The sequence below is a fragment of the Streptomyces sp. NPDC060002 genome (genome assembly GCF_042737245.1).
In the GTDB taxonomy this organism is placed as follows: Bacteria; Actinomycetota; Actinomycetes; order Streptomycetales; family Streptomycetaceae; genus Streptomyces.
In genome coordinates this window covers 158,966-185,310 of the sequence record NZ_JBHWUW010000007.1, presented here as the reverse complement: position 1 = coordinate 185,310, position 26,345 = coordinate 158,966, and the positions used below count along the sequence as shown (strand labels likewise).

The window sequence follows — 26,345 nt, the reverse complement described above, 5'->3', positions numbered from 1 at the left end:
CTCCTTCATCGGCGCGGGCGCCGCGGGAGGCGGCGTGCCGTCCTGTCGGTCAGTGCGTGTCGAGACGCACGGTGACGGTCTTGGGGCGCTGGTATTCGGTGAGGGCGAGGACGCTCATGTCCGTGCCGTGCCCCGAGTTGCCCCGGCCGCCGTGGGGCAGTTCGGGACTCTGGTCCAGGTGGCAGTTGACCCAGACCTCGCCGGCGTTCAGCCCGTCGGCCACGGTCAGCACGGTGGCCGTGTCGGATCCCCAGACGCTCGCGGCGAGTGCCTGCCGTACGGAGTTGGCCAGTGCCACGGCCTCGTCCACGTCGTCCGCCGCCTGGACCGTCAGCACGGGGCCGAACACCTCCTCCAGCACGGCCGGGTCGTCGGGCGCCAGATCCGCGAGGACGCGGCCGGGCCGCCAGTAGCCGTTCTCCTGTCCCGGCTGCGGCGCGATGCCGGCGACGTGCTCGACGCCCGCCGCGCTGCTGGCGATGATGCGGTCGTGACGTGCCGCCTGGTCGGCGTTGTTGAGCGGTCCGAAGTCGACTCCGGCACGGCGGTCGCCCATCGCCTTGGCCAGGCCGTCGACGACGCGGTCGTAGTTCTCCCGCAGGGTGATCACCCGCGCCGGGGCGGCGCAGCTCTGACCGGCGTTGTACGTGACGGCCCGTACCAGCGCCTCGTAGGTGTCCGCGGGCGCGTCCGGGAGCACCAGGACGGGGCAGTTGCCGCCCAATTCCAGACTGACCCGGCGCAGTGCCGCCCGGGTGACGACGTCCTGGCCGCCCGCCTCGCTGCCGGTGAAGGCCACCGCGTCGACGTCCTCGGCGACCAGCAGCCGCCCGGTGTCGCGGTCGCCCGGCACGGTCACCAGTACGTCGGGGCCGAGGGTGCTGGCCGCGTCCCGGGCGAGCAGCAGAGCGGTGTCCGGAGTGGTCAGGGCGGGTTTGAGGACGACGGTGTTGCCGGCGGCCAGTGCCGGGGCGATGCGCCAGGCGGCCATCATGAGCGGGTAGTTCCAGGGCACGATCGCCGCGACGACGCCGATGGGTTCCCACCGCACCCAGCTCTCCCGGTCGCTGATGCGCCGGCCGGCCGCGGGTGCGGTGTCGGCGCGCTGGGCGCCGGCGTAGAACCGGAGCAGGTCGGCGCAGTTCTCGACCTCGCCCTGTGCTTCGGCGGCGGGTTTCCCCGTGCCGGCCTGCTCGGCCAGGACGTACGAGGCGGAATGCTCCTCGATGAGGTCCGCGAACCTCAGGAGGCGTCGTGCCCGCTCCCGCGGGGTGAGGCGGGCCCAGGCGGGCTGGGCGCCGCGGGCGGCGGCCACGGCCGCGCGGGTGTCGGCCGCGCGGCCGACGGTGACGGACAACCGCTCCTGGCCGGTGCGCGGGTCGGTCAGGTGCTGGGTGAGTGCGTTCTGCGACATCGTTGGCCCTGATTCTGGTCGTTTCGGTCGGGAGGAACGTGGCAGGCGACTGTCGCGCTGCGCAGCTTGAGTCGTGGGAGGTCGTCACGAGTGGTGTGCGGGGCCGGCGGGGCCGTGGCAACCGACGGTGCCGGTCGGGTGCCACGGCCCTCGGTGGTGTTGCCGGACGGGCGTCAGCGGGACGCGGCGGTCACCCGAACCGATGCGGGGAGTGCGGGCAGCCCTTCGCCGTGAGCTCCTCGCCGCTGGAGCCCTGGATGTCGCAGAGACGGCAGGTGATCTGGCCGAGATCGCCCAGAAGCGCGCTGTAGGCGGTGAGTTCCTGCCGTTCGGGGCTGTCCAGGTGACGGTGCGGTGCGCCCACGGAGAGGATCATGTGGTCGGTCACCGCGCCCACCGCGTGGGTGACGGCGCCTTCCACCATGTAGACCTGTCCGGGACGCGTCGGCACGATCTCTCCGGCGACGGAGATGGTGCCGGTGCCCGCCAGGACGAACAGCAGGTGGTCCCCGGGGTGGGTGTGCGGGGCGAAGCCGCTGCCGGCGGGCACGTGCAGGATGTCGGCGCCGACGTGGCCGCTGGAGAGCAGCGAGTGTCCCGTGGCGTCGGCGGTCTTCGACACCCGGGTGGGGCCGGGGGCGAGGTTGATGCCGAGCTGCTGGGTCGTGCCGTCCAGGCCGAGATCGGTGGCCCAGTCGCAGATCAGCAGGGGTGCCCTGCGGGTGTCTCCGGGCTCTTCGCGGGGCCGGAGGGCGGCGGTCTCCGTGGCCTTCGCACGGCCGAGGACCGACAGCAGCTGCACCGCCTTGGCCTCGCGTTCGGCCGGATCGAGGCTGTGCAGCTCCCGGCTCAGGACTTCCAGGGTCTCGTCGACGGGCAGGGCGTGTGTTGTCTCGGTCATGGTTCTTCTTCCTTCGTGCTCGTGGGGGTGTTCGGTAAGGGCTCGGGGAAGGGAGGTCAGGGAGCGGTGCCGCGGGTCGTGTCCGGCCGGCCGGCGGCGAACGGGATCCGGTTCAGGAGCTGGGCGAGGTGACAGGCGAGGGGGGCGGCGAACAGGTGGTAGAGCAGCGGGGAGAACTCCTCGCGCACCTGCCCGTGGACAGGGAGCTCGGCCCAGGTCCCAAAACCGTCGAGGCGGTCCGCAGGAGCGACGGCGACGACCCGCCGTCCCAGCTCGGTGGCGCGCCGCGCGACGCGGCGGGCGTGGTCGGAGCACCGGCCTGGCGGGGCGAGGACGAAGGTCGGCAGGTCGGGAGGGCCGGCGAACCGTTCGACGTGGCACCATTCCTCCAGGTCCTGGCCGATGGCGAGGACGGCGGAGGTCTCGATCACTTTGGCCGCGCTGTACAGGGCGGTGCCGTGGGACGGTCCGCTGCCGAGCACGGCCAGCGCCGGCGCGTCGGCGATGCGGTCGGCGATCCGCCGGGTCCGCACGGTGAGGTCGTCCACGGTGGCTTCGACCGCGTCGGCCAGCGCGCCGAGTTCGCCCCGCACGGTGTCGGCGTCCGTACGGTCCAGGTGTCCGCGTGCCTGCCCCAGCGCTGTCGCGAGCAGCAGGGCTCCCAGGAGACTGGCCTGGTAGGTGCGGACGCCCGGGGACGGTTCCTGGTCGGGCAGCGCGAGCAGGACGGTGGCGTCCGCGGTCCGGGCGAGCGGGCTCCGTGCTCCTCCGGTGAGGGCGACGGTCACGCCTCCGGCAGCTCGTGTCTGTTCCGCCGCGCGGATGACGAGCGGGGTGCGGCCCGAGGCGGAGACCGCGATGGTGAGCACGCGGGCGGGCGGGGGGACGGCGGACGGCTGCCGGTAGTGGGTGAAGGGCAGCGCGCTCACCGGCCGGCAGTCCACACCGGCGACGGACCGGAACGCCATCTCGACCGCCCTGGCGGCGTGGTCGCTGTCGCCGTCGCCGACGACGACCACCGACTCGATGTCCGCCAGGCCTACGGTCCCCGGCAGCGCCCGCACCTGTTCGTCGAAGGAACCGGTGTGGGCCCGCAGGTCGTCGGCGAGACGCGACACCTGACGCAGCATCACTTCCGGTCGTATCGTGGGCTGTTCCGCCGGCGCGGAAGCCGGTTCGCCGCGGGTGGGCGTCATCGTCAGGACCCCCTGACGATGTCGACGTAGCGGCGCACGCGGTCGACGTCGACCTTGCCGCCCCAGCCGCCGCTCTCCAGGCACGTTCCCACGAACGCACCGTCCGCGGCGGCCAGCATGCGGGCCGCGTTGTCGTGGTCGGTGTGTCCGGCCAGGACGATGGGCAGCTGGGGAACAGCGTCGCGGACGGAGGCGATCATGTCCAGCGCCGTGCGCTCGTCGGGATGCGACAGCGACACGGCGTCCGCGCCGACGGTACGGGCCGCGCGGGCCACCTGCGCGGTGGTCGCCTCTCCCCCGAACCACTTGAAGTGCATGGAGTCGATCTCCGCCACTATGCCGACGGTCTCCGCGTCGATCGACCGGCGGTAGCTCATCACCTCCAGCGGGTCGGCCCGCACCATGCCGTGGGCGGTGAGGGTCTGTCCCACCAGGGCGCCGGCACGTACGTAGTCGCCGCCGGCCACCTTCGCCACGGCCAGGGACGACTTGGTGGCGTTGCGCATCAGCTGGACGCCGACGCGGAAGTCCTCGCCGGTCGCCTCGACGGCCGCGCGCACGATCAGGCCCATCGCGGTGGTGCGGGCCGGATCGGACTCGTCGGCGACGCTGTAGACACGGTCGACCGTCTGGATGAGGCAGCCGTCCGCGCCGCCCTCGTACAGGGCCCGCGCGGACGCCACCGCCGTGTCGAGGATCTCGGGGAAGGTGTCGGGCCGGTGGAAGGGGGTGCCGGGCAGGGGCGCCAGGTGCACCATGCCGAGAATCAGCTTGTGACTGCCGCCCGGTTCGACCCAGGCACTCATGCGACGCCTCGCTCTCCGCCGCGCGGGGAGGCCTCCACCGGGGCCGTCCCTGCCACGAGATGGGCGCCCAGCCGGTCCAGGGCGGGCGCGAGCTGCTCCCAGGGACGGGCGGTGGTGATCCGCATGACGGCGCCGGAGAAGCAGAAGGTGAGGATGCCGGGGAAGAGGGAGACGCCCGTCTCCCGCAGGACGTCGCGGAAGCACCGGTAGGAGTCGTCCCAGCCGGGGAGTTCCACGGCTGTGTTGATGGAGAAGCGCGGTGTCAGCACCTGTGCGGGGGTCTGCGCCAGACGGACGGTCGCCGCGTCGCGCAGCACGGTCAGTTCCTCGACCCGTCTCCGCCGGTCCGTCCGGTAGGTGCGGTAGGCGTGGCGCAGCCGCTCCAGGTCGAGTCCGTAGGACGTCTCGAACTCCTTCAGCTCGTCGGGTCCGGGCTCCTCGACGCCGGTGATCAGCCAGCGCTCCATACGGGCCAGGACTTCGACGACCGTGTAGAAGAACGAGGGCGGCCCTCCGAAGGAGGAGGAGGCGTACTCGTAGTACTCGGCGATGAAGGCGGGGTCGGCGAGGAACCAGCCCGCCTTGAGCCCGGGAGCCGACCAGGTCTTGGAGAGGCTGGAGACGCGGACGACGTTGGGCGCGCCGCGCGCGGCGGAGCGCTTCTCGTACTCCCCCAGCCACTCGTGGCACTCGTCCAGGACGATGACGGTGGAGGGGGAGGCCGCTTCGACGAGCCGGGCGAGGCCTTCCTCCGTGACGGCCGCCCCGGTGGGGTTGCCCACGGTCTGCAGCAGCACCAGGGGGGTGTCGGGGGTGAGCGCCGCAATGAGCGGCTCGATCGAGGTCTGTCCGTGCCCGCTGTCCAGGGGGACCAGCTGGATGTCGTGCCGGCGGGCGATCGTCTCGACCAGAGGCGGGTAGTTGGGTATCGCGCACAGCGCCGGTGCGGCGGACGGGGAGATGTCGTGCAGCACGAAGTCCGCGAGCGTGCTCACGGCGAAGGTCCCGCCCATGGTCATGGCGACGTGTTCGGGCCCGTAGTGCACGCCGTCGAGCCGGGCGCTCTCGTAGGCGGCGATCGCCTCGCGTGCCGGGTAGCGCCCGCGCGAGTCGGAGTAGCCGTACCAGTCGCGGTCCAGGGCGTAGCGGATGCACTCCTTCAGGCTCTGCGGCAGTCCCCACCGTTCCTCGTCCACCGCTCCCCCGGAGAGGATGTACCGCGCGTCGTCCCGGAGACCGCCATACAGGTCGTCGCGGAAGTACCAGTTGAACAGTTCCTTGACGAACCGGACGGTCGCCCGGGACTTCAGCACCTGTTCCGGTTCGACCAGGCGCAGGCGGCGGCTGTCCCGCCAGTGCTCGGCGAGCTCCGGGTGGTGTGCGTGGGGTCCCAGTTCGTGCTCCACGCGGCCCAGCCACAGGTCGCGCAGTTCGAGCGGGTCGTCGGGCCGACGGGCTCGGGCGAAGACGTCGAGCATTCGCTCGTCGACACGGGTGACGAACGTGTCGGACAGTCCCGCGGGCTGCGGTGCGCGCTGGGACAGCACAAGGGCGTCCGGTGACGCGTGCGCGGGGCGCGGGGTCGGAAGGGAGTCGAAGAGTGTCATCGGCTTCTCGCAGGAGGGGGCTGGAGGGAGGGGACCGGGCTGGTCCGGGCGGGTGCCTCGGACCAGGCCGTGGCGCGTGGTGCCGCCCGTCACGGGGGCGTGGGGACGCCGTGGCACCGGGGAGGGCAGAGGTGGGGCCGGCGTCCGGCCGGAGGCGGTGCGGGTGTGCCGGGTCCGGCGGGACGACCCGGTCGGTCCCTATCGGATGCGCAGGCGCTGCAGGTGGCGTTCCTGTCGCGGCGGTGCCGCGGTACCGGCGGTCCGGCCGTGGAAGTGGTACGTGTTGTCGATCACGACGAGCAGTCCCCGGCGCCAGCGCACACCGATCGTCTCTTGGGGCGCGTACATGGCGGCCAGCAGTTCGCACAGTGCCGCGTTGACCGTCCCGGGGTCGGTGTCCGGCCGGCTGTGCGTCCACCGCAGTTCCTGGTCGAGAAAGTCCCGGTAGGAGAACACCCAGCGGTCGTCGACGTGACGCGCGATGGCCGGCGCCTCCGGGCTGTCCCGGTAACTGGTGCGGGAGAGCAATTCGAGCGTGCTGGGCGACAGGCGGCGTGCCACCTCCCGCATGGGCACCAGCACGGTCCGGGCGTGCCCCGTGTCTTCGCCGGGGGTGACGCACATGAGCACGATGTACCGGGGCTGTCTCGCCACACCGGCGCCGCTGCTCTCGGAGTGCAGGCTGAGGGAGTTACGGGCGAAGGGCTGCAGCGACACGTCCTGGGTGGGCGCGTGCCGGCTGCGGAGGTTGAGGATGACGCGCTCCTGTACGAAGGGTTGTACCGCGGGGTCCGTCTCCGGTATCGCCGTGCCCAGGAACTCGCCGAGCTCCGTGAAGCGGTGGTGCGGCAGTGGCTCGTTGAGCTGTACGACGGCCAGTCCCTGGTTCCACAGCTGTTCGGTGATCTCCTGGTGCAGGGCGCCGCTACCGGTTTGCCCGCCCTCCACGACGCGCGCGGTCGGGCTGTGCGGACGCGTCGCGTTGCCCAGCAGCGCTTCTCTCGGAGCGATGTGGGGATCGGACGGCGAGGCCCGGAAACCTCCGTACGTGGCGCCGTGTTCTGCCGTGCGTGGGGTTTCGAAGGGTGCGGCGGCGGGCTGTCTCATGCTCGGTTCCTTTGCTCGGACGCATCAGCTGCCAGGAGAATCCGACGGTGCACGCCGCTGAGAAATCCTCCCCCGGACCTCTGCTCCTGCGGCTTCGGCTCAGCACGTGGAACACATTAGGGAGGGGTCCGGAACATCCCGGAAATTGCGCACAGCCGTGGTGGGGCACGGCCGATAGCCGGTCGGTTATCCGCGAGTTCTCCGGTAATCGTTAGGCTGGGCCCCCCTTTCCGACCTGACTGGAGACGAGGCGTTCATGGGATTCACGCACGGACGCCGTGTCACGCACTGCCCGTACTGCGGCTCCGCCTACCCGGACAGCACGAGTTGGCCGTTGGAGTGCCGTGCGTGCGGTGAGACGCAATGGCGCAACCCGCTGCCCGTTGCGGTCGTGCTGCAGCCGGTGACGCGGGGGGACGGCTCGCGCGGAATCGTCGTGATCCGCCGTTCCCTTCCCCCGGGACGCGGCCGGCTGGCGCTGCCCGGCGGATATCTGGAGGCCGGGGAGAACTGGCGGGAAGCGGCCGTGCGTGAATTCCGTGAGGAAACCGGAATTGTGGCGTCCGCACAGGATGTGCGTCTTTACGGGGCGCACAGCACACGGGACACGCTGGAATTGTTCGCGCTGTTGCCGGAGCTGGCGGCCACGGGACTTCCCGAGCTGGTGCCCACATTCGAGACGCAGGGCTGTCACGTGCTCGGCGAAGCGGTGGAACTCGCCTTTCCCGGGCACACCCGGGCACTGGCCGCCGCGTTGGCCGGCCGCTCGCGGCTCGAGTCCTGAAGCCCTTCCGTCCGCACCGGCCGAGGGCCCGCCCTTCACCGCAGCCGGCCCGAGGCGAGTGCCTCGGACAGTGACGCGGACAGCCGGGGGCGCAGCACCTTCCCGGTCGCGGTGCGCGGTATCTCGTCCACCGGTACCAGGCGCGAAGGCAGTACCGCCGGAGAGAACCTCGCCCGCAGCGCCGTCCAGGGATCCGCCGCGTCCGCGCGCCCGGTGAGCACCACGGCCGCGATGATGCTCTCTCCGGTGAACCGGTCCGGGACCGTGACGCAGGCCGCGTCGCGGACCTCCGGCAGGGCGCGCAGGACGCGGTCCATCTCCTCCAGTGACACGGTCTCCCCGGACACCTTGGCGATGTTCTTCAGCCTGCCGGTGAGGACCACGTACTCGCGTCCCTCCTCCCGCACCACGTGACCGAGGTCCTGTGAGTGGAACCATCCGTCACGGAACGCCTCCGCGGTGGCCCCGGCGTTGCCGGCGTAGCCGGACATCACGTTGAAGCCTCGCATGCACACCTCACCCACCTGTCCCGGGCGCACCGGACGGCAGTTCTCGTCGAGCACCGCCACCTCGTTGCCATAGACGGCCACGCCGACCGAGGGGATGTCCGGATCCAGCATGAGCCGACGGTAGGTCTCGTCGGATAGATCCGCCGGCATCGTGGTGGAGAAGTTCGTGGTCTCGGAGAGGCCGTAGGCCTGGAGCACCCGGGTGCCGAGCCGGTCGGCGACCGCGCGGGCCGTGCGCGTGGTCAGCGGGGCCGCCGCCGAGACGAAGTAGTCGAAGTCCGGTGGTACTTCGGCGCCGCGCCAGGTCTCCACGAGCGCTTCGAGCACGCCCGGTACCACGCTCGCGATGCGGGGACGGTAGTGCCGCAGCGTCTTCTGATAGGTCATCGGCGAGAACGACTCGGCGAGGATCGTGTGCGCCCCGGCCGTCATGGTGCCCAGCACGGTGAAGTGCAGTCCGTTGACGTGGTGGATGGGCAGGCACCCCAGCACCCGGTCGCCGGGGACCAGGACGTGGTGGCGTCGCACCGCCTCGGCGTTGGCCACCGCGTTGACGTGGGACTGGGCGACGAGCTTGGACGCCGCGGTGGAGCCGGACGTCGCGAAGTACAGCGCGTCGGCGGCCGGGTCGAGGGGTGGCAGGGGCAGGGCCCGCTCCTGCAGGTCCTCCCAGTGTGGCAGCGCCGTGGAGTCCTCGTGCGGCGCGTCGGTGCCGGGTACGCGCAGCACGGCGAGCGCGCCGGCGGCCTCGATCTGCAGGGCACGGCGTTCCGGTGGATCGGAGGGACCGAGCATGAGGAGGCCGAACCCGGCGCGGAGCACTCCCAGCACCGCGAGGACGGAGGGCACATCGTTCGTCGGCGCGAGCGCGAGCACGGCCGGGCGCGCGGTGCCGAACTCGGCGCACAGCCATCCCGCGAGCCGCGCGCTCGCGGTCTCGGCGGTGCGGTAGTCCAGCGTGGTCTCCGTACCGTCGCGGGCCACGGCGGTGATCAGTGGCGCGTCGCCCTGACGCCGCGCGAACCGGTGCAGCGCGTCGAACGGGGTGCGCCACGCCGAGTGCGGGAAATCCGGGCCGGCTCCCAGGTACTCATGGGCGCGTATGTGGTCGGCGGAGGTCATCGAACGGCACTCCCTCATGGCTCACTACGGATCGTGGAAGAGGTTGGTCGGGTGGGTGCGGTGCGACCGTGCGGTATGGGCCGCGGGTCCGCTCGGCCGGGCCGCCACCGCTCCGGCCGGCAGGCCCGCCGACGGGAACGCCGTACCCGGCACGTGCCGGCCGGGACTGTCGGCCGAGCGGGCGCGGCAGCGTCGGCGCGATGACCTTCCCGGGTGGTGCTCCGGAGCGCTTCAGGTCAGCAGCAGCCGGGGGCGGTGGGCGTCGAGCCAGGTCGCGAGGTTCAGGCAGCGCTCCAGCCCGCTCCGCACGGCCGGGCCCGTCCCGCCGTTCACGGCCTCCTCCAGCCACACCTTGCTGACCAGGTCGAACACCGGGTGCTCCGGTTCGACGAGCAGCTCCTTCGCCTGCCCGCGCAACACGGTCAGGTAGCCCGGGTCCTGGATGGACGGGTACGCGCTCTTGACCCGGTCGGCGACGGAGGCGGGCAGCACGTCCCGGACGGCCGCGCGCAGCAGACTCTTCTCGCGGCCGTCGAAACTCTTCATGGCCCACGGCGTGTTGTGAACGTACTCCACCAGCCGGTGGTCGCAGAACGGCACCCGCACCTCCAAGCCGACGGCCATGCTCAGCCGGTCCTTGCGGTCCAGCAGCGTGCGCATGAACCGGGTGATGCCAAGGTGCGAGGTCACCCGCCGGGCGCGGGCCTCCGGGTCGTCACCGGGCACGTGCTCCACCTCGGCCACCGCGTCGGCGTAGCGGTCCGCGATGTAGCCGGGCAGGTCCAGCGCGTCGAGCAGTTCGGGCCGCAGTACGGAGCCGTCCCGCCCCTGGGTGCCCGGGGGGAACCCGTTCGCCGGCGACATCCAGGGGAAGGTGCCCGCCTGCTGCGCCTCCAGGGAGCGTTGCCAGTGGTACCCGCCGAACACCTCGTCGGCGCTCTCACCGGACAGCGCCACCGTCGAGTGCTGGCGGACCGCGTGCAACAGCCGGTAGAGCGAGACGTCCGTGTCACCGGTACCGACAGGCATGTCCCGCGCGGTGATCACGGCGCGGCGGACGGCCGGGTCGGCCAGCGAGCCCGTGTCAAGGACGACGTCCGTGTGCACGGTGCCCACGTGCGCGACCATGTCCCGCACGTAGGGCGCGTCCGGCGTGGGCCGTGCCGCGTCCGGTACGTAGTTTTCGCTCTGTCCTGCGAAGTCGACGGCGAAGCTGTGCGCCTTCTTGCCGTGGGCGGCAAGTCGCCGCGCCGACAGCGCGGTCACCGCGCTGGAGTCCAGTCCGCCGGAGAGCAGCAGGCAGAGCGGCACATCGGCGACCAGCTGCCGAGCCACGATGTCCTCGAGCAGTTCGCGCACGTGGGCGATGGTGGTCGTCAGGTCGTCGGTGTGCTCTTTCGTGGTCAGCGTCCAGTAGACGTGCTCACGTACGCCGCCCGCGTCGACCGTGGTGACCGTGCCAGGCCTGACTTCGCGCATGTCCGCCCATATCGCGTGTCCCGGCGTCTTGACGAAGCCGAAGAGCTCACGCAGCCCTTCCAGGCCGACGGCCCTGGTGGCCAGCGGGTTGGCCAGCAGCGCCTTGGGCTCCGAGCCGAACAGGACGCCGTCCGCCGTGGGCTGGTAGTACAGCGGTTTGACGCCCATGCGGTCGCGGATCATCACCAGTTTCGCCGAGCGCGCGTCCCAGACCGCGAACGCGTACATGCCGTTCAGCCGGTCGGCGACCGCCTCACCCCATTCCAGGTAGCCGCGCAGCACCACCTCGGTGTCGCCGGCGGAGCGGAAGACATGCCCCCGGCGGCGCAACTCCTCCCGCAGTTCACGGTAGTTGTAGACCTCGCCGCTGTAGACCAGGGCCAGCGTGCCCGCAGGGGTGTCCAGTGTCATCGGCTGGGCGCCGCCGTCGAGGTCGATGACCGCCAGCCGCCGGTGGCCCAGCGCGGCATGTCCGCGCGGGTCGGTCCACGTGCCGGCCGCGTCCGGGCCGCGGCAGGACATGGTCCCGGTCATCGCGTCCAGGACCTGCTGCTCCCGGCCCACATGACGCTGGAAGGCGACCCATCCGGCGATACCACACATTCGACTGTCTCCTTCGGGAAGCAGAACCGGGAAGCGGACCGGGGTCCGGGCGGACCCTGCCGGACGCCGCTTCGGTACTCGGACCACGGCGGATGCGGCACGGGCCGCTCGTGCCGCCCGGCGACACCGGCGTCTCGTACAGCGGAGCCGTGATCCGGCGGCGGGCGAGGGCGGCCCCCCGGTGCGGAGAAGGCCGGGCGGGTGTCCGTCCCGGCCGCCTTCTCCGAAACGACTCGTCCACCTTCGAATGTCGCGATTGCACAAGGCCCGCGCTCTCTGCGAGAGAGTAGCAGCGGAACTCTCGGGCACATATCGTCTCCGGTAAGGGAGTTCCATTGCCGAGTAACAGAGCGCGCGGCCGCATCCCCCGAATTACCGGACAGTTCCCATGGAATACCTGGACCTGTTCCGGATTAACCGTCGCGGAAGGAAGTCCGTCTACGCTCGCGGCGGCCGCGATACAGAGGCCACCGGACGTGAAGGAGAAGAACATGCCGGATGGAGTATTCATGACCGTCACCGTGAAGTCGGGTGCGCGATGAGGACGCCGGTCTGGGAAGTCGCCACGGACGCCGCCGAGGTGCACGAACTGCTGTGCGCGAGCGACCGCTGTCAGGCGGAGCGGTTCGCCTCCCCCGTACCGCGGCGCAATCCCGCCACCACGGAGTTCCGGGTCCGCAACGGTCTGGTGCACCTGCTGCGCAGCGAAGGGCGGGCCGCCGCCATGTTCACCCTCACCGAGGCGCCGGCCTTCGAGGTGCCGCCGGGAGTCTTCCCGGCGGCCCGCAGTCCGGCCTACCTGAGCAGGCTCGCCGTCCGGCCCGATCTCGTCGCCGCCGCCTCGCTCGCCGGGCCGCTGTGCCTGCGCCGGGCCATGGCGCTCGCGCGTGAGCGCGGCGCGGACGTGCTGCGGGCCGAAGCCAATCCGGACATAGAGTCCACCGTGGAGTGCATGGTGCTTCTGGGCTTCCGCCGCTGCGCCGCGGTGTCCGACGACGGAGCGGGGCCGCGACGGATCCACCTGTACCGCGTTCTGACCTGAGCCGTCTCAGCCGCAGCCGAACCGGTGGACGGTGCGGTGCCGGTGGACGTCGCCCGGGTCGAGCCGCGCGGACGGGAAGTCCGGGCGGTTCGGCGCGTCCGGCAACGCCCCGGTCTCCAGGCAGATCCCGCCACGCGGGCGCTGGGCGAACCAGTCCCCGGTGTAGACGCCGACGGCCGGCTGGTCCGTACTGACCCGCATCACCCGGCCGCTGGCCGGATGCGACAGCTCCGCGAGCACCGGCCCGTCCGACGCCAGGAAGCAGTTGTCGACGACGACGCCGTCCAGCGACCGCTCGGCCGTGAAGTCGCGGGCAGTGCCGCGGACGTCCTCGGGAGCGCCGGGAAGGGGGATCAGGTCCGCGTCGAAGCGCACCGCCTCGGTCGCGTCGAGGCGGAGCCGGTGCCCGTCGACCGTGCCCTCACCCGCCAGGTTCCAGAACGCGTGGTGGGTCATGCCGACGATGGTGGGCGCCGTGGTGCGCGCGGTGTACCCGATGTCCAGCGTGCCGTCCGGTCCGATCCGGTAGCTCGCACACACCGCCAGTTCGCCGGGGTAGCCCTGGTCGCCGTCCGGGCTGGTCACCGACAACCGCACCTCCAGGGCGTCGCCGTCGCTCGACGCGTCGGCCGACCACACGCGGCGGTCGAGACCCTCGGATCCGCCGTGCACATGGTGCTCGCCCTCGTTGCGGTCCAGCGTGTGGCGCACCCCGTCGAGGGTGAACTCCGCGCCCGCCACGCAGCGGCAGTAGCGGCCGACGCTGGCACCGACGTAGGGGTTCCTCCCGCGGTCCAGGTAGGAGTCGAGGTCGGTCAACCGCACGCAGACATTGGCGCACCGGCCCTCCCGGTCCGGTACACGGACCTCGACCAGAGTGGCGCCGTAGCTCCACACCGTGATCGCGGGCCCCTTGCCGGTGTCCAGCGCGTACGACTCCACCTCGGCGGCAGGGCGCCCGGCGCGGGCGGGCGCGATGCCGACGGTGGTGCGTTCGATACGGGGGCGTGAGGTCACAGGGTCTCCTCTCCGCGCCGGCGGCACGCGCCGGCGGGTGGGTGTGGCGTTGCGGGAAGGATCCGGTCGGCACAGCAGAATCCCGCCCTGACCGCTGGGCCGTGTTCAAGAAGTCCCGCCTGTCCCGCCCTCGGGCGGCCGGCGCTACTTCCGCAACACGGCCTAGACGGTAGTCACGCAGGCCCCGCATTCCGCCCACCATCCGGTAAGCGCGACGTTCCGTCCCTCACCGGCGGGTAATTACGCGATGGCCACGCGACGGACGGATCGATTGCCGCGGAGGGGGCCCTGCGATTACCTCACTGATTGTCCGGCCGCGTTAGGTTCAACATGCGGCGGCGATTCCCCCACGGAATTGCGGGCGACGACCGATCCTGCGAGGCGGGCAGTTGTGACCCGCGCCGGGTGGCGCATCTACGGAGACGGGTGGGACATGGAATACGGCTTCGCGCCGACCGAGAGCGCGGTACTCGAGAAGGTGCACACGATCCTGTGCGACCTCCTGCTGACGGACTCCATCCCGGTCGACTACGACCTCATGGCCGGCGGCGTCCTCGACTCCTCGATGTTCCTTCAGCTCTTCGTCGAGCTGGAGACGCGGTTCGGCATCCCCATCACCGGTGCCGACGTGCTCGAGGACAACTTCCGCACCCTGGAGACGATCGCCCGGTTCGTCCGTGCGAAGCGAGGGGAAGCCTGACGTGCCCGCGGAATTCACCGTCACCGGCTTCACATCCGCCGATCACGCGGAGATCTGCGCCCTCCAGGAGGGTCTGTGGGCCGGCGGACCGGCGGGAAACCAGGCGTACCTGGCGTGGAAGTACCGCGCCAATCCATACCTCGACGGCCGTTACACGGTGATCGCCCGCTCCCCGTCGGCCGACGGTGCCGAACTTATCGGCATGGTCGGGGCGTTCGGCTCCTGCTGGGAGAGGGACGGGCGGCGGTTCACGCTGCCCTGCCTGACGGACACGATCGTCGCGGCCGAATACCGCAACAGCTCGCTCTTCCACGCGATGGTCGACGAAGTGCTCTCCCGGCTGCGCCGTGACAGGGTCCCGTGGCTGCTCGACTTCGGCGACCAGGGCACCGTGCCGGCGATGCTGGTCCGCGGCTGGCGGCAGGTCGGCGTCTGGGGACAGTCCGTGCTGACGCGGGCCCCCGGCGCCGGGCACCGCGGCCCGTGGGACGAACTGCCCGTCATCCGCGGCCCACGCTCCGGTCTGCCGGTCACCGCGACACACGCCCCGGACCTCGACGCCATGACCGGGGTGCTGCGCGCGGTGCCCGCCGACGGCCGTGTCCGCGTCACGCGCGACAGCGCGTACTTCGGCTGGCGCGCCTCCAACCCGCTGGCGAAGTACTACTACCTCGTCGCGCGGTCGGGGGAGGGAGGCGCGGAAGGCTATCTCGTCGCCCATCGCTCCGGCGTGGACGACGACGGGGGACCGACACCGACCACCGTCGTCGAGTGCGAGGCCCGGACCCCAGAGGTCTACGCGGACCTCGTCGAGATCGCTCACGAGTTTCTGCCCGGCACCCGCGTGCTCATGTGGACCAGGGACTTGGCGGAGGCGGGGGCCAAGGTCCTGGCCGGCCTGGGCGCCGAGTTCGTCGAGCCTACCGGCCGGCCCACCCGTGACCGGCCGCTGCCCGGCCTCCTGCTCCGCGCGACCGGCTCGGATCCCGTCCCGGCCGAGCTCGCGGACGTGCACCAACTCGACGTGTGGGACTTCCGCGGTGTCTCGGGCCGAGGCTGGCGTTAGGGCCTGGACCCAGCCCTCCACCACCCGGTCCCGATGGGACCGGGTACCCCTCCACGAGACGAAGAGAGGTTTTGCCATGACCGGCCACCGAGCAGGGGAGTTTCCGGGCGCCACCCTCGTGGGCGAACGCAGGGAGCTGCCGGCGTCCTCCGTGGTGGAGCTGATACGCCGGTGGGCCGAGACCACGCCGGACGCGGTGGCGCTCGAATGCGGTGACACCACCACCACGTTCCGGCAGCTGTGGCGGCGCAGCGTGTCCCTCGCCGCCAGGCTGCGCGAGATGGACGTGCAGCCCGGCGAGGTCATCGGCGTCATCGCGCGCCGCAGCGCGGAGACGGTCGCGGCGATGATCGCGGTGATGGCCGTCCGCGGGGCCTACGCGCCGATCGACCCGACCAACCCGGTCGGGCGCGTGCGCCTCATCCTCGACCAGGTCCGGCCCCGCTTCATGCTGTGGGACGGCACCGGCTCCGTCGAGTGCGCCTCCGGCCTGCCCACGCTGGACACCTCCGGCGTGCCGGACCTGCCGGCGGACGCTCCGGCCACGGTCACGTCCGACCCGCATCACGACGATCTGGCCTACGTGGTCTTCACCTCCGGCTCCACGGGGCTGCCCAAGGGCGTGCTGGTGGAGCACCGCTCCCTGGTCAACTACATCGGCTGGGCGGCGACCCACGTCCTGCCGCAGGCCGGCGGCGCCGCCTGTCCGGTGTTCGCCAGCATGAGCTTCGACCTGGCGCTCACCACGCTTTGGGTGCCCCTCGCGCACGGCCGCACGATCGTCATGATCGAACACTCGACGGACTATGCGAGCCTGTACGCCCGACGCGCGCGACCGTACGACTTCATCAAGGCCACCCCCAGTCACTTCCGGCTGTTCGAGCGCATGTTCCAGCCCGACTACCGGTCGGTCGCCAGACGGCTGATGATCGGCGGTGAGCCGCTGGAACCCGCCCTGTTGCGGCAGATGGCCGACCGGCTCGACGGCGTGGAGGTGGTCAACCACTACGGGCCCACCGAGACCACGATCGGCTGCTGCGCCTACCGCTTCGCGGTGCGGGACATGCCCGACCTGCCCACGCTGCCCATCGGCAGCCCCGCCTGGAACACCGCGGCCTACGTGGTGGACGACCGCGGCGGACCGGTGGGCGTGGGCGGCCAGGGCGAGCTGATCATCAGCGGCTTCGGCATCGCCCGCGGCTACCTCGGCGGCGGTGGTGACCGCTTTTTCGACGACCCCGCTTTCGGCGGCCGCGCCTACCGCACAGGCGACATCGTCGAGGTGTTGCCCGACGGCGCGCTGCTTCACCTCGGACGGCAGGACAGTCAACTGAAGGTGAGCGGCCACCGGTTCGAGACGGCGGAGCTGCGCCGCCACGTACTTTCGCTGCCGCGGCTCGCCGATGCCGCGTTCGACGTCGTACGCGGCGGTGTCCTGGACACGGTGGAGGCTTTTGTGGTCTTCGACGACCGGTCCGGACAGACGCCGCCCACGGAGCGCGAGATCCGCACCCGGCTGGCCTCCCTGCTGCCGCGGGAACTGGTGCCCCGGCGCGTGTACGTGGTGCCCGAGATCAAGGTCAACGCCAACGGCAAACAGGACGTCCGGGCCACCAGGGCACTGGCCGAGACGCTGGCCGGCGGCACCGGTCCGTGAGTCCGGTCCGGGCAGCAGGCACCGAGCCGGTCCACAGGGAAGGAGAATCCATGCGGGGCGTTCCCGCGCACACCGACTCGCCGGAGTCCGCGCACGACGTGGTCGTGCTGGGCGTGACGGCGAGCGACGCGCACGCGGTGGCCAACCAGCTGATCGCGCACGATCTGCGCGCCGAGGGCTACACCGTGATCAATCTGGGTGCCTGTACGCCGGTCTCGGAGTTCGTCCGGGCCGTGCGCGAGAACACCGGCGTGCTCGCCGTGGTGATCGGCAGTCTCAACGGCCACGCCCACGAGGACCTGCGTGACCTGCCCGCCGCCCGCGCCGCCGGGCAGCTGCCCTGCCCGGTGGTCCTCGGCGGCAACCTGTCCGTGGGCAGCAGGAAGGATCCCGGCGCGCTGGACCGGCTGCACCGGCTCGGTGTGGACCACATCCTGTCCGAGCTGAGCGATCTCCTCCCCCTGTTGCGCGAACTGGCCCGGCGGACCACGCGGTCCCAGCTCCCCCGAGCGATATGAGCCGGAACATGCACCTCTCCCCCGACGCGCACCCCCTCACCGACCCGGACCTTCCGTCCACGGCCGACATCGTGCGCTACGCCCGAACACGCGGGACGCCGACCGCCCGCGACGTACTGGCCCGCTCGGTGAAGGACGCGGTGGTGGCCGTCCAGCCCCGCTGCGGAGTAGGCGGACACGCCGAGATGCTGGAGCTGATGCGCTCCCTCGACGCCGGTGCACAGCCGGACGTCCTGACCATCACCATCGACTCCCACACACGGCTCAACCGCTTCGAGCACGCCTCCCGCCTGGCCGGTACCGACCCGGGCGCGCTCAACGGCTACCCGCTCGTGGCGCACGGCTGGCGGCGTGGCCGCGAACTGGTCGAGTCGGTGTCCGCGCCGGTGGAGATCCGGCACGGCTCCCCGGACGCCCGCCGTCTGTTCGAGGTCGCCATGGCGGCCGGCGCGACATCGTTCGAGGGCGGCGGCATCTCCTACAACCTCCCCTACTGCAAGGACGTACCGCTCGCGCACTCGCTGGCCTGCTGGCGCGAGGTCGACGCGATGACCGGTGACCTGCGGCGCGCCGGGCTGACGGTGGACCGCGAGCTGTTCGGCACCCTCACCGGCGTGCTGACGCCACCGTCGATCAGCCTGGCCATCGGCGTCATCGAGGCCGCTCTCGCCGCCGCCGAGGGCGTGGGCTGTCTGTCCCTGTCCTATCCGCAGGGCGGACACCTCGCCCAGGACGTCGCCGCACTGCGCGCCATCCCCGAACTGGCGCGGCGCTATCTGCCGGCGGACGTCGAGGTGTATCCCGTACTGCACGAGTTCATGGGCGTCTTCCCCACCCGGCGGTCCCACGCCGAGCAGCTGATCTTCTACGGTGCGCTCACCGCCCGGCTGGGCGGCGCGGCCAAACTGGTCACCAAGACCCACCAGGAGGCACTGGGCATTCCCGACGCCCAGGCGAACATCGACGGCATGCGCCTGGCCGCGGTCGCCAACTCACCGCTGCTGGACTTCGTCACCGTCGACACCGAACGGGTCGAGGAGGAACTGGAGTGGCTGCTCGCCGAAGTGGACGACCTCGTCGCCCCGGTCCTCGGCGCCGCCGACCCGGCCCGTGCCGTCGTCGCGGCGTTCGCCGACGGCACGCTCGACATCCCGTTCAGTGCCAGCCGGTACGCCCGGAGCGACGTGCTGCCCTGCCGTGACGCCTGCGGTGCGATCCGCTACGCCGTACCCGGTGCGCTGCCGTTGTCCCGCGCCGCGGTGCTGCGCCACCGCGACGGCCTCGGCCTCGCCGACGGGCTGCACAGCATGCGCACCCTGATCGAACGGGTCACGCGTGACATCAACCACTTCCCGCACCTCTTCGGCGAGGTCGGGCCGTGAGCCCCGGCGCGGGCCGGCCCCTCCATGGCTCAACCGGTCCCCAGGAACGCGTCTTCCGTCTGCAGGCCGTGGAACGCGGCGGGCCGGGAGCGGACCGCCTCCCAGCCGTCCGGGGGCTCGGGACCCAGGTGGTAGGAGATGTCCGGCTCCGTCGCCCGACGGGTGGCCTCACACACCCGTACCTGGCCCTCGGGGGCCATCGCCAGGAGCCGGAAGCACCGGTCGACCGGATCCCCCGTGACGCTCGGAACGCCGTGGTGCGCCGACAGGTACGCCAGACAGGCGTCGCCGGTGCCCACGGCGACGTGCAGACGGGCGCTGGACGCGCCGCCGCGCAGGCGGCTGAAGTCGAGCCAGTCCCGCACGGCGAAGGCGGTCCGCACCGCACGCGTGGCGTCGTCCCGGCGGGGGCTGTCGGCGCCGAACACGGCGGAGTACATCGGTGCCGTCGCCGACCCGACAATCCCCCCGTTGCGCGCGCACTCCTGCCGCATCAACGCTTCGATCTCCGCCATGGCCTGCTGGACGCCGTCCAGGTCGTGGCCGTCGGGCAGGTCGTGACGCACCCACACCAGAACGACGCTGACACGTCCGCGCCGGTGCCCCGCCCGGTGTCCCGTACCCTGCCGTCCGCCGTCCTCGACGAGGGCGGGCACCACACCATGATCGTGTCTGCCGTCGGGAGCCATCCGCGACAGCACACGGCTCATCAACGGGGCGCCGGAGACGTCCGGCCGGCGGGCGGCCTGCTGCCCGACGAGGGACGGCACGCGCGCCTGCTCGGACGCCCTTTGGTGCTCCACAGTCACCGGCTCGGTCGGCGCGGCCGACGGCATGTCCAGGTCGGGGGCGTGTTCCAGGATGTCGCGTTCCAGACGTTGCAGCTCCCGCGACGGCTCCAGGCCGTACTGTTCCACGAGTTCGCCCCTGATGCGGCGGAACACCGACAGCGCCTCCGTCTGCCGGCCGCACCGGTAGAGCGCCAGCATCAGCTGGCCGCTCAGCCGCTCCCGCAGGGGGTCCTCGGCGACGGCCGTCTGCAGCTCACCCAGGAGTTCGTGGTGGTTGCCGATCGCCAGCCCGGCTTCGAAGTAGTTCTCGAGGGCGTCCAGTCGCTCGCTCTCCAGGCCGTCCAGTTCGGGCCATTTCAGGCCATCCTCCGCCAGGTCGGCAAGTGCGGCCCCCCGCCACAGCCCGAGCGCCTCGCGCAGCGTGCGTGCCGCAGCGGCATGCGCGCCGGCGCCGGCTTCGGCCCGTGCGCGTTCCACGGTCCGGCGGAACCGGAACAGGTCCACGGCGTCGGGGTCGACGCGCAACTGGTATCCGGGAGCGCGGGTCAGCAGGACCGCCCGGGTCTCCGGGGCCCCGTGCGCCAGATCGAGCCGCAGGCCCCGGACTGCGTTGCCGATCATCTTGCGCGCGGTACGGGGGGTCTCCTCGGGCCACAGGACGTCGAGCAGCTTGTGCGTGGGCACGACCCGGTCGGCGTTGAGCAGGAGATAGGCGGCCAGACGGCGTTTGATCACTCCGCCGAGCGGGACGGTCACGCCGTCCGCGCTCGCCTGGAGAGAGCCTAGTATTCGGAAATCCACACGACCTCATTTCCAGCTGGTGCTGCAATATGTCGCTACCGACGGCCGGACCGTCGAAAGACTCCCGTCGGCCGCGCGGGCCTCCCGCGGGCGGGACGGAGGCCGGCGAAGGCGGGGACGCGCGGCTGGTCACCGCTCGTGTGTCCGTCCAGGACGTCACCGCCGCGGCGCCTCGCGACCACCGCGGTGCGCCGGCTGACGGCCGGGGCCGTCAGCTCCAGGGGTTGGTGTCGTCGTTGGCACCGTCGGCCTGCGTGGTGACCGCGTGCTGCGGCTGTGCGGCGGCTCCGCCGGCCGCCGTGCCCAGCGGAGCGAGGGCGGCGACGACGACGGTGACTACGGTGACGGCTTTCACGACGAGTGCGTCGATACGGTTCATGGGCTGCTCCCACTCGCTTCTCCACTGCATTCTGCTTCTGAGTGAAAATTAGGAGGCCGTGTAATCACTCCCCTTTGACGGCGCTATCTCTTCCGGATACCGCCCTGATGGGCTGTGCCGGAGCGGGCCGATCACGGTGTCCGGGCGGGCAGGGCGCCGTCCAGGAGGACGTGGCGGCCAGCGCGGCCTGCGTCAGCTCCTGCTTCCACAGCTGCCAGCTCACCCGCGCGATGCCCTGTTTCAGGTAACGGCGGTAGGTGCTGAAGGACAGGGACAGCTCCCGGGCCACGGCCTGCTGGGTGCTGCCGCCCTCCACGTAGGTCTCCCGGACGGCCGCCTTCTGCAGTTTCGCCTTGGGATCCTGGTCGATCGCCTCGATCGCCCGCAGGATCAGGGTGCGCAGGTTGTCCTCCGGGTCGCCGGAGCGGGAAGCGACGAACGCGGCGTGCAGCAGAGGGTTGGCGGTCAGGCGCTCCCGCTGGTGCCAGGCTCGCAGCGCGTCGTGCACGGCACGGTCGAAGGACGCCTTGGACAGAACGGACGTGCGCGGAAGGCTCGTGATGCCGGAGGTCCGCAGGCCGAAGAGCATCCGGTCGTCCAGCAGGTCGCTCCACTCGCTCACTCCCATCGCGCCCCAGTCGCGTCCGAAGAGTGTGACGGCCCGCTCGGCGAGCAGCGGCCCGCGCGGCAGCCGGCGGAAGTCCGCGAACTTCAGCAGGCGTGCCGTCCAGTCGTCTGGGCCGGACGCGTGGAAGGTCCACTCCAGCCGGTCCTCGCTCAGAAGTTCCCGGGTGATCCGGGCCAGCATCCCGGCCAGCGCGGCCGGCCGGTCCGCCGAACGCCTGCGCACCAGCAGGAAACGCACCAGCTGCACCCGCCGGCCGGGGCGCAGTTCCCGGCCGGCTTCCACGTGGTCGCGTACGGAGGCGACCACGGGATCGATCGCCGTTTCCACCGCGTCCCACCGGTCGAAGTTCAACAGTCCGAGGAAGCCGACGACCTCACCCGACCGCACCGACCTGTACACGCGGAAGCCGCCCGGCCGTCGGTGCAGCCAGAAGTCGAGGGCCGCCTCGCTCTCCGCACCCAACTCCTCGCGCATCAAAGCCCGCACCGGGGGGACGTCCTCGGCGTCGCAGGTGGTCTCACGCACCCGGTCGTCGCGGTCGCTCCAGTCGAAGCCGGGGAGCCATCTCCCCCCCGTCTGGATGTGGTTGTAGGCCGCGGCGGCACGCAGGGAAGCTGGTTCCGGGCGGGAACGGAGCAGGTGGTGCAGATGGGCCCGCACCGCCTTGTGCATCGACAGGTAGGAGTCGGGCGCGCGCCATCTGAGGTCCCGGTCCAGCGCCCGGACCACCACGGGCAGCAGGCGCAGGCCGTTGCGGTGGCTGGTGGCGTAGGGCTGCCGGCGCATCCAGTCGAACATCTCGTGCGCGTGGTCGGGCAGGAGAACCCGCAGCAGGTCCTCGGTGACCTCTGTCAGGTGGGCGCAGATCTCCAGCGCCCGCCGGTGGACGGGTGACGGCACGGGACCCACCACGCGGTTGAGGAGATCCTCGACGACGTGCGGCGACGGCTGCCACTCGCCGGGCGGTCCGTCGCCCCGGTCGGAGCCGACGAGCCGCAGAGCGAGGGGGTGCCCGTCCGCGAAGGCGAGCCGGGCCGCCCAGTCGGCGGTCGGGCCGGTCGTCGTGTCCCGCAGCAGCCGTGCCGACCCGGCCGGGGACAGGCCCTCCAGGGGTACGACGCGGAGCGTGTCGTACCAGGCCGGGTCGGTGCGCCAGCGCAGGCTCGGGGGCCGACGTCCGGCGAGCACCACGAGGGAGCCCGGTGCCAGCCGGGTGAGGAAACGGTCCCTGAACCAGTTTTCCAGGCTCCCGAGGTGGTCCGCGGCGTCGACGAGCAGGACCAGCCGACCGGTCCCGGCGACGTCCGCCGCGGCGGCGAAGGCCCGCTCGGTCGGCTCGGTCCGTTCCGCGTCCACCTCGACGACGTGCCGGCCGCGCTGCTCGGCTTCCACAGCGAAGCGCCGCAGGAGTGTCGTCTTGCCGATTCCCCCGGGCCCGTGCAGCGCCAGCACCGCGACCGGGCTCGTGCGGTCGTCCGGCACCGCGGCCGGGTCCGAGGGTTCCTCCAGCAGCACGCGGAAGCGGTCCAGTTCGTCCTCGCGTCCCACGAAACGGCGCAGGAACGCGCTCTGCCATGCGCGCGCGGGCGCACCGGCGCCGGCGGACGGCTGTTCACCCGTCTCACCACGGTCTGGTTTCATCCGAGCGCCGCGGCCCTGGGTCGGCGGCGGGTCCCGGGCATGGTCCGGGCCGGGACGGTCACGGTGTCATCCGCCATCGGGCAGACGGGGCGAGGACAGCCGCGCCAGCAGGCCTGCGGCACGGTTCTGTTCCTCGACCATGCCGAGGGTGGCGAACACCTTCGTGGCGTCGGCGAGCAGGTCGCCGGCCCCGGCCGCGTCGCCGGCGCGCAGCGCCAGGTCGGCCATGTCGACCTGTACGGAGGCCGCACCCGCCTGGTCCAGGATCTCCTCGCGGACGGTGAGCGCCCGGTCGAACAGGGAGGACGCCTCGGCCCGGTCTCCCAGGTGAGCGTGCACCCGGCCGAGATCGAGCAGCATGTACCCCTCGCCGATCACGTCGCCGTCGTCCCTGACCATGCACAGGCCTTCGGACAACACCTTGCGGGCCTCCTCCGGCTGCCCCCGGTGCAGGTGCAGCTGGCCCGCGCGCTGCAGTACCCGGGCCTGTCCGCCCAGGTACCCGAGGTCGCGCCAGATGTGCAGCGCGTCTTCGAGTTCCGCTTCCACCCGCTCGACGTCGCCCTGCCTGAGCAGGACGGCCGCGCGCTGGACGATCACGGAGGCCCTCGCCCAGGGTTCACTACATCGTTCGAAGTCGTGCTCCGCCTCCAGGAAGAGCTGCATCGCCGCGGCCTCGCGGCCGGCGAGCCGCTCCACGATGCCGAGGTCCCTGCGGCACATCCCGAGGCCCTTGCCGTGCCCCAGCGTCTCGAAGAGTTCCCGCGCCACCGTCAGTGCCTTGCGTGCCTCCGCGAGGTCGCGGCGGTTGAGGTACAGCGAACCGAGGGAGGCCAGCAGCGCCGCCTGACCCAACTGGTTGCCTCGCCGGCGCACCGCGGTCAGCGCCTTGCGGTGGGTGCGGGCCCAGTGGTCCAGGTAGCCGCGCGCCTCGAAGAAGGGTGCGAGGTTGACGGCGAGTTCCCAGGCGTAGTCGTCCTCGCCGTCCTGCGCGAGGCTCTCCACGGTCAGGCTGAGGTTCTCGCGTTCGGTGTCCAGCCACTCCATCGGCCGGGCCAGGACGGTGCGGACGTGCGCCACCGGCGGGTTCCAGTGCGGGGCCGACCCGTTGATGTAGCCGGTGCCTAAGATGCGCTGCTGGGCCTGGGCGACCAGGGAGAGCCAGGCGCCGCCCAGCCGACGGCCCGCGGCTCTGCGCTCGCTCGCGTCGGACTCCGCGGCCAGCCGGTCGCGGGCGAACAGCCGGATGATGTCGTGGAAGCCGTAGCGCGGTTCACCGGTGGCGTCGGCGCCGACGACGTCGAGCATCTGCACGTCGACCAGCGGTTCCATGAGGTCCGACGGGTAGGGGCTGGCGTCCGGGTCGTCGAGCAGCGCGCTGCCGATCCAGCCGGGGAAGGCGGAGCCCTTGACGAGGCTGAGCAGGCGCAGGAGCCTGCGGTCGGTGCCGGCCAGTCCTTCGTAGGTGAGGGAGAGGCTGGCGCGCACCGTCATCTCCCCATGGGTCAGTTCGTCCAGACACCGGCTCTCGTCGGCGAGACGCTGCACCATCGACGCCAGCGGCCAGTGCGGGCGGGCCGCCAGACGCGCGGCGACGATGCGCAGTGCCAGCGGCAGGCCTCCCACGGTCGCGGCCAGTGCCTTGGCCGCCTCCGGTTCGCGGTGCACCCGGTCCTCGCCGACCACCTTCCCGATGAGGTCCAGCGACTCCTGCCGGCCGAGGATGTCCAGGGTCACGCGGTGGGCGCCGGGCAGGGCGGTCAGCCGTGTCTTGCTGGTGACGAGGACGCCGCAGGAGCGGCTGCCCGGGAGCAGGGGGAAGGCCTGCTCCTCGCTGGCGGCGTCGTCCAGGACCACCAGGATCCGCCGGTCCGCCAGCATGCTGCGGTAGATCTCGCCGCGCTCCTCGAGGGAGTCGGGAATGGCCGGCCCCGGCAGGCCCAGTGCACGCAGGAAACGGCCGAGGACCTCCCGGGGGGCGAGCGGATCCGCACGGCCGCCGCGCAGCTGGCAGTAGAGCTGGCCGTCGGGGAAGTGCGACTCGGCCAGCCGGTGGGCGACTCTGGCGGCGAAGGTGCTCTTGCCGATGCCTGAACGGCCGGCGACGACGACGATGCCGGTGGCCCGGTCGGGTGAGGTGCTGGTGAGGACGGCCTCCGCCTCGGCGACAAGGTCCTCGTGGCCGACGAAGTCGGCGGTGTCGACGGGCAGTTGCCGCGGCACAGGACCACGCTTGGTCGTGGACCGCTCGTGTGACAACGATGTCCCCTCAAGGGACGAGGACGGAGGCGCGGCCGGCCGGCTCGCCGACGGTTTCGGCTCGGTGACGACGACGGTGACGGGTGTCTGCTCCAGCCGCAGGGAGGCGTCCTCGGTCAGGATCGCCTGCTCCAGTCTGCGCAGGTCCTCGCCGGGCTGGAGGCCGAGCTCCTCCTGGAGCAGCTTGCGTCCCTGCTGGTACGCCTCCAGGGCTTCCGCCTGTCGTCCGGAGCGGTACAGGGCGAGCATCAACTGCCCGCGGAAACGTTCACGCAGGGGGTTGTCACCGACCAGGAAGGCTATCTCGGCGGTCAGTTGGTGATGGCGGCCCAGCGCGAGCTCCAGTTCCAGGTACGACTCGGTCGCGGACAAGCGCTCCTCGTCGATGTGCTGGGCGATCCGGGCGAGCGCCTCGCTGGACGTTCCGTTCAGGCACGGGCCGCGCCACAGGCCCACCGCCGCGCGCAGGGTGCCGGCCGCCTCGGCCGGGCTGCCCCGGCCGGCCAGCACGCCGGCCTCGGCCACCGCCCGCCTGAAGACGCTCAGGTCGAGGGCGGACTCGTCGATGTGCAGCACGTAGCCCGGCGGCCGGGTGACGATCGTGGCCGGGACTGCCGCGTCCGTCAGGGTCTTTCGCATCCGGGAGACGCAGATCTGCACCTGGGTGCGCGCCGTCTCGGGCGGGTCCTCGGCCCACAGCAGCCGGATCAGGTGATCACAGTTCTGCACCCGTCCGGCTTCCAGCAGCAGGGCCGCGAGGAGGACCTGCTGCCTGCCCGCCGAGATCGGCACGGTGCCGTGGCCACTGAACACCTTGAGCTCGCCCAGCACTTGAAAGGCAGGGCCCACCGTCCGGTCTTGCGGCCGGACGTGCACTGCGCCCATGACTTCCTCCCTCAACACCCAAAGTGGATCACCACACTCCGAGAGCCGAGT

Annotated in this window: 20 protein-coding genes; 7 read left to right on the top strand and 13 right to left on the bottom strand. The window is 71.8% G+C overall.

Annotated elements, in window-relative coordinates:
• Positions 1 to 49 precede the first annotated feature (49 nt).
• From ACFWBD_RS09725 to ACFWBD_RS09700, 6 genes are all read right to left on the bottom strand, one after another.
• Positions 50 to 1,414: an aldehyde dehydrogenase family protein gene (locus tag ACFWBD_RS09725; protein ID WP_385665107.1), complete on the bottom strand. Its 1,365-nt coding sequence runs from the start codon at positions 1,412 to 1,414 to the stop codon at positions 50 to 52.
• Positions 1,415 to 1,604: 190 nt separating this feature from the next.
• Positions 1,605 to 2,315: a cupin domain-containing protein gene (locus ACFWBD_RS09720; protein ID WP_108999175.1), complete on the bottom strand. Its 711-nt coding sequence runs from the start codon at positions 2,313 to 2,315 to the stop codon at positions 1,605 to 1,607.
• Between the two features lie 56 nt (positions 2,316 to 2,371).
• On the bottom strand, positions 2,372 to 3,445 hold the full coding sequence (locus tag ACFWBD_RS09715) for an SIS domain-containing protein (protein ID WP_385665105.1): 1,074 nt from the start codon (positions 3,443 to 3,445) through the stop codon (positions 2,372 to 2,374).
• A gap of 68 nt (positions 3,446 to 3,513) precedes the next feature.
• Complete coding sequence (locus ACFWBD_RS09710; RefSeq protein WP_385665102.1) at positions 3,514 to 4,317, bottom strand: BtpA/SgcQ family protein; 804 nt, start codon at positions 4,315 to 4,317, stop codon at positions 3,514 to 3,516.
• Positions 4,314 to 5,924 carry a pyridoxal phosphate-dependent aminotransferase gene (locus ACFWBD_RS09705; protein ID WP_385665099.1) on the bottom strand — a complete coding sequence of 537 codons (1,611 nt, stop codon included), beginning with the start codon at positions 5,922 to 5,924 and terminating at the stop codon, positions 4,314 to 4,316. The genes ACFWBD_RS09710 and ACFWBD_RS09705 overlap by 4 nt, the downstream gene beginning before the upstream one ends.
• 198 nt (positions 5,925 to 6,122) lie before the next feature.
• Entirely contained in the window at positions 6,123 to 7,031 is a 909-nt protein-coding gene (locus ACFWBD_RS09700; protein ID WP_385665096.1) for a TauD/TfdA family dioxygenase, read from the bottom strand.
• Positions 7,032 to 7,287: 256 nt separating this feature from the next.
• Between ACFWBD_RS09700 and ACFWBD_RS09695 the strand changes: the two genes are divergently transcribed.
• Entirely contained in the window at positions 7,288 to 7,815 is a 528-nt protein-coding gene (locus tag ACFWBD_RS09695; RefSeq protein WP_385665094.1) for an NUDIX domain-containing protein, read from the top strand.
• Between the two features lie 35 nt (positions 7,816 to 7,850).
• On the opposite strand, the gene ACFWBD_RS09690 is transcribed toward ACFWBD_RS09695, so the two are convergent.
• Together ACFWBD_RS09690 and asnB are read right to left on the bottom strand one after the other, a co-directional pair.
• Entirely contained in the window at positions 7,851 to 9,446 is a 1,596-nt protein-coding gene (locus ACFWBD_RS09690; RefSeq protein WP_385665091.1) for a class I adenylate-forming enzyme family protein, read from the bottom strand.
• Positions 9,447 to 9,677: 231 nt separating this feature from the next.
• Positions 9,678 to 11,528 (bottom strand): asparagine synthase (glutamine-hydrolyzing), encoded by a 1,851-nt coding sequence (gene asnB / locus ACFWBD_RS09685; protein ID WP_385665088.1) that lies wholly within the window; start codon positions 11,526 to 11,528, stop codon positions 9,678 to 9,680.
• A gap of 538 nt (positions 11,529 to 12,066) precedes the next feature.
• Between asnB and ACFWBD_RS09680 the strand changes: the two genes are divergently transcribed.
• Positions 12,067 to 12,570: a hypothetical protein gene (locus ACFWBD_RS09680; protein WP_385665085.1), complete on the top strand. Its 504-nt coding sequence runs from the start codon at positions 12,067 to 12,069 to the stop codon at positions 12,568 to 12,570.
• 6 nt (positions 12,571 to 12,576) lie between these two features.
• Here ACFWBD_RS09680 and ACFWBD_RS09675 read toward each other — a convergent pair whose 3' ends face one another.
• Entirely contained in the window at positions 12,577 to 13,587 is a 1,011-nt protein-coding gene (locus tag ACFWBD_RS09675) for an aldose epimerase family protein (RefSeq protein ID WP_385665082.1), read from the bottom strand.
• A gap of 433 nt (positions 13,588 to 14,020) precedes the next feature.
• Between ACFWBD_RS09675 and ACFWBD_RS09670 the strand changes: the two genes are divergently transcribed.
• From ACFWBD_RS09670 to ACFWBD_RS09650, 5 genes are all read left to right on the top strand, one after another.
• On the top strand, positions 14,021 to 14,287 hold the full coding sequence (locus ACFWBD_RS09670; protein ID WP_385665079.1) for an acyl carrier protein: 267 nt from the start codon (positions 14,021 to 14,023) through the stop codon (positions 14,285 to 14,287).
• Position 14,288: 1 nt separating this feature from the next.
• A complete protein-coding gene (locus ACFWBD_RS09665) occupies positions 14,289 to 15,353 on the top strand; it encodes a hypothetical protein (protein WP_385665076.1) in 1,065 nt (354 codons plus the stop codon).
• A gap of 76 nt (positions 15,354 to 15,429) precedes the next feature.
• On the top strand, positions 15,430 to 17,010 hold the full coding sequence (locus tag ACFWBD_RS09660; RefSeq protein ID WP_385665074.1) for an amino acid adenylation domain-containing protein: 1,581 nt from the start codon (positions 15,430 to 15,432) through the stop codon (positions 17,008 to 17,010).
• A gap of 50 nt (positions 17,011 to 17,060) precedes the next feature.
• Positions 17,061 to 17,528 (top strand): cobalamin-dependent protein, encoded by a 468-nt coding sequence (locus tag ACFWBD_RS09655; protein ID WP_385665071.1) that lies wholly within the window; start codon positions 17,061 to 17,063, stop codon positions 17,526 to 17,528.
• An 8-nt stretch (positions 17,529 to 17,536) separates the two neighbouring features.
• The gene (locus tag ACFWBD_RS09650; RefSeq protein WP_385665068.1) at positions 17,537 to 18,910 is read left to right on the top strand and encodes a methylaspartate mutase; all 1,374 of its coding nucleotides are present in this window, start codon (positions 17,537 to 17,539) and stop codon (positions 18,908 to 18,910) included.
• Positions 18,911 to 18,939: 29 nt separating this feature from the next.
• Here ACFWBD_RS09650 and ACFWBD_RS09645 read toward each other — a convergent pair whose 3' ends face one another.
• From ACFWBD_RS09645 to ACFWBD_RS09630, 4 genes are all read right to left on the bottom strand, one after another.
• On the bottom strand, positions 18,940 to 20,502 hold the full coding sequence (locus ACFWBD_RS09645) for a BTAD domain-containing putative transcriptional regulator (protein ID WP_385665065.1): 1,563 nt from the start codon (positions 20,500 to 20,502) through the stop codon (positions 18,940 to 18,942).
• Between the two features lie 211 nt (positions 20,503 to 20,713).
• Positions 20,714 to 20,881, bottom strand: a complete 168-nt coding sequence (locus ACFWBD_RS09640) for a hypothetical protein (protein ID WP_385665062.1) — start codon at positions 20,879 to 20,881, stop codon at positions 20,714 to 20,716.
• A gap of 64 nt (positions 20,882 to 20,945) precedes the next feature.
• The gene (locus ACFWBD_RS09635; protein ID WP_385665060.1) at positions 20,946 to 23,150 is read right to left on the bottom strand and encodes an ATP-binding protein; all 2,205 of its coding nucleotides are present in this window, start codon (positions 23,148 to 23,150) and stop codon (positions 20,946 to 20,948) included.
• Positions 23,151 to 23,216: 66 nt separating this feature from the next.
• Positions 23,217 to 26,294 carry a BTAD domain-containing putative transcriptional regulator gene (locus tag ACFWBD_RS09630; RefSeq protein ID WP_385665057.1) on the bottom strand — a complete coding sequence of 1,026 codons (3,078 nt, stop codon included), beginning with the start codon at positions 26,292 to 26,294 and terminating at the stop codon, positions 23,217 to 23,219.
• Positions 26,295 to 26,345: the final 51 nt, after the last annotated feature.

What these genes read in the sequence shown, in the direction of transcription:
- ACFWBD_RS09720 (WP_108999175.1), bottom strand. Translation starts at nt 2,315, where the DNA reads ATGACCGAGACAACACACGCCCTGCCCGTCGACGAGACCCTGGAAGTC.
- ACFWBD_RS09700 (WP_385665096.1), bottom strand. Translation starts at nt 7,031, where the DNA reads ATGAGACAGCCCGCCGCCGCACCCTTCGAAACCCCACGCACGGCAGAA.
- ACFWBD_RS09705 (WP_385665099.1), bottom strand. Translation starts at nt 5,924, where the DNA reads ATGACACTCTTCGACTCCCTTCCGACCCCGCGCCCCGCGCACGCGTCA.
- ACFWBD_RS09640 (WP_385665062.1), bottom strand. Translation starts at nt 20,881, where the DNA reads ATGAACCGTATCGACGCACTCGTCGTGAAAGCCGTCACCGTAGTCACC.
- ACFWBD_RS09630 (WP_385665057.1), bottom strand. Translation starts at nt 26,294, where the DNA reads ATGGGCGCAGTGCACGTCCGGCCGCAAGACCGGACGGTGGGCCCTGCC.
- ACFWBD_RS09655 (WP_385665071.1), top strand. Translation starts at nt 17,061, where the DNA reads ATGCGGGGCGTTCCCGCGCACACCGACTCGCCGGAGTCCGCGCACGAC.
- ACFWBD_RS09670 (WP_385665079.1), top strand. Translation starts at nt 14,021, where the DNA reads ATGGAATACGGCTTCGCGCCGACCGAGAGCGCGGTACTCGAGAAGGTG.
- ACFWBD_RS09715 (WP_385665105.1), bottom strand. Translation starts at nt 3,445, where the DNA reads ATGCTGCGTCAGGTGTCGCGTCTCGCCGACGACCTGCGGGCCCACACC.
- ACFWBD_RS09690 (WP_385665091.1), bottom strand. Translation starts at nt 9,446, where the DNA reads ATGACCTCCGCCGACCACATACGCGCCCATGAGTACCTGGGAGCCGGC.
- ACFWBD_RS09680 (WP_385665085.1), top strand. Translation starts at nt 12,067, where the DNA reads ATGAGGACGCCGGTCTGGGAAGTCGCCACGGACGCCGCCGAGGTGCAC.
- asnB (WP_385665088.1), bottom strand. Translation starts at nt 11,528, where the DNA reads ATGTGTGGTATCGCCGGATGGGTCGCCTTCCAGCGTCATGTGGGCCGG.
- ACFWBD_RS09725 (WP_385665107.1), bottom strand. Translation starts at nt 1,414, where the DNA reads ATGTCGCAGAACGCACTCACCCAGCACCTGACCGACCCGCGCACCGGC.
- ACFWBD_RS09695 (WP_385665094.1), top strand. Translation starts at nt 7,288, where the DNA reads ATGGGATTCACGCACGGACGCCGTGTCACGCACTGCCCGTACTGCGGC.
- ACFWBD_RS09650 (WP_385665068.1), top strand. Translation starts at nt 17,537, where the DNA reads ATGCACCTCTCCCCCGACGCGCACCCCCTCACCGACCCGGACCTTCCG.
- ACFWBD_RS09660 (WP_385665074.1), top strand. Translation starts at nt 15,430, where the DNA reads ATGACCGGCCACCGAGCAGGGGAGTTTCCGGGCGCCACCCTCGTGGGC.
- ACFWBD_RS09710 (WP_385665102.1), bottom strand. Translation starts at nt 4,317, where the DNA reads ATGAGTGCCTGGGTCGAACCGGGCGGCAGTCACAAGCTGATTCTCGGC.
- ACFWBD_RS09635 (WP_385665060.1), bottom strand. Translation starts at nt 23,150, where the DNA reads ATGAAACCAGACCGTGGTGAGACGGGTGAACAGCCGTCCGCCGGCGCC.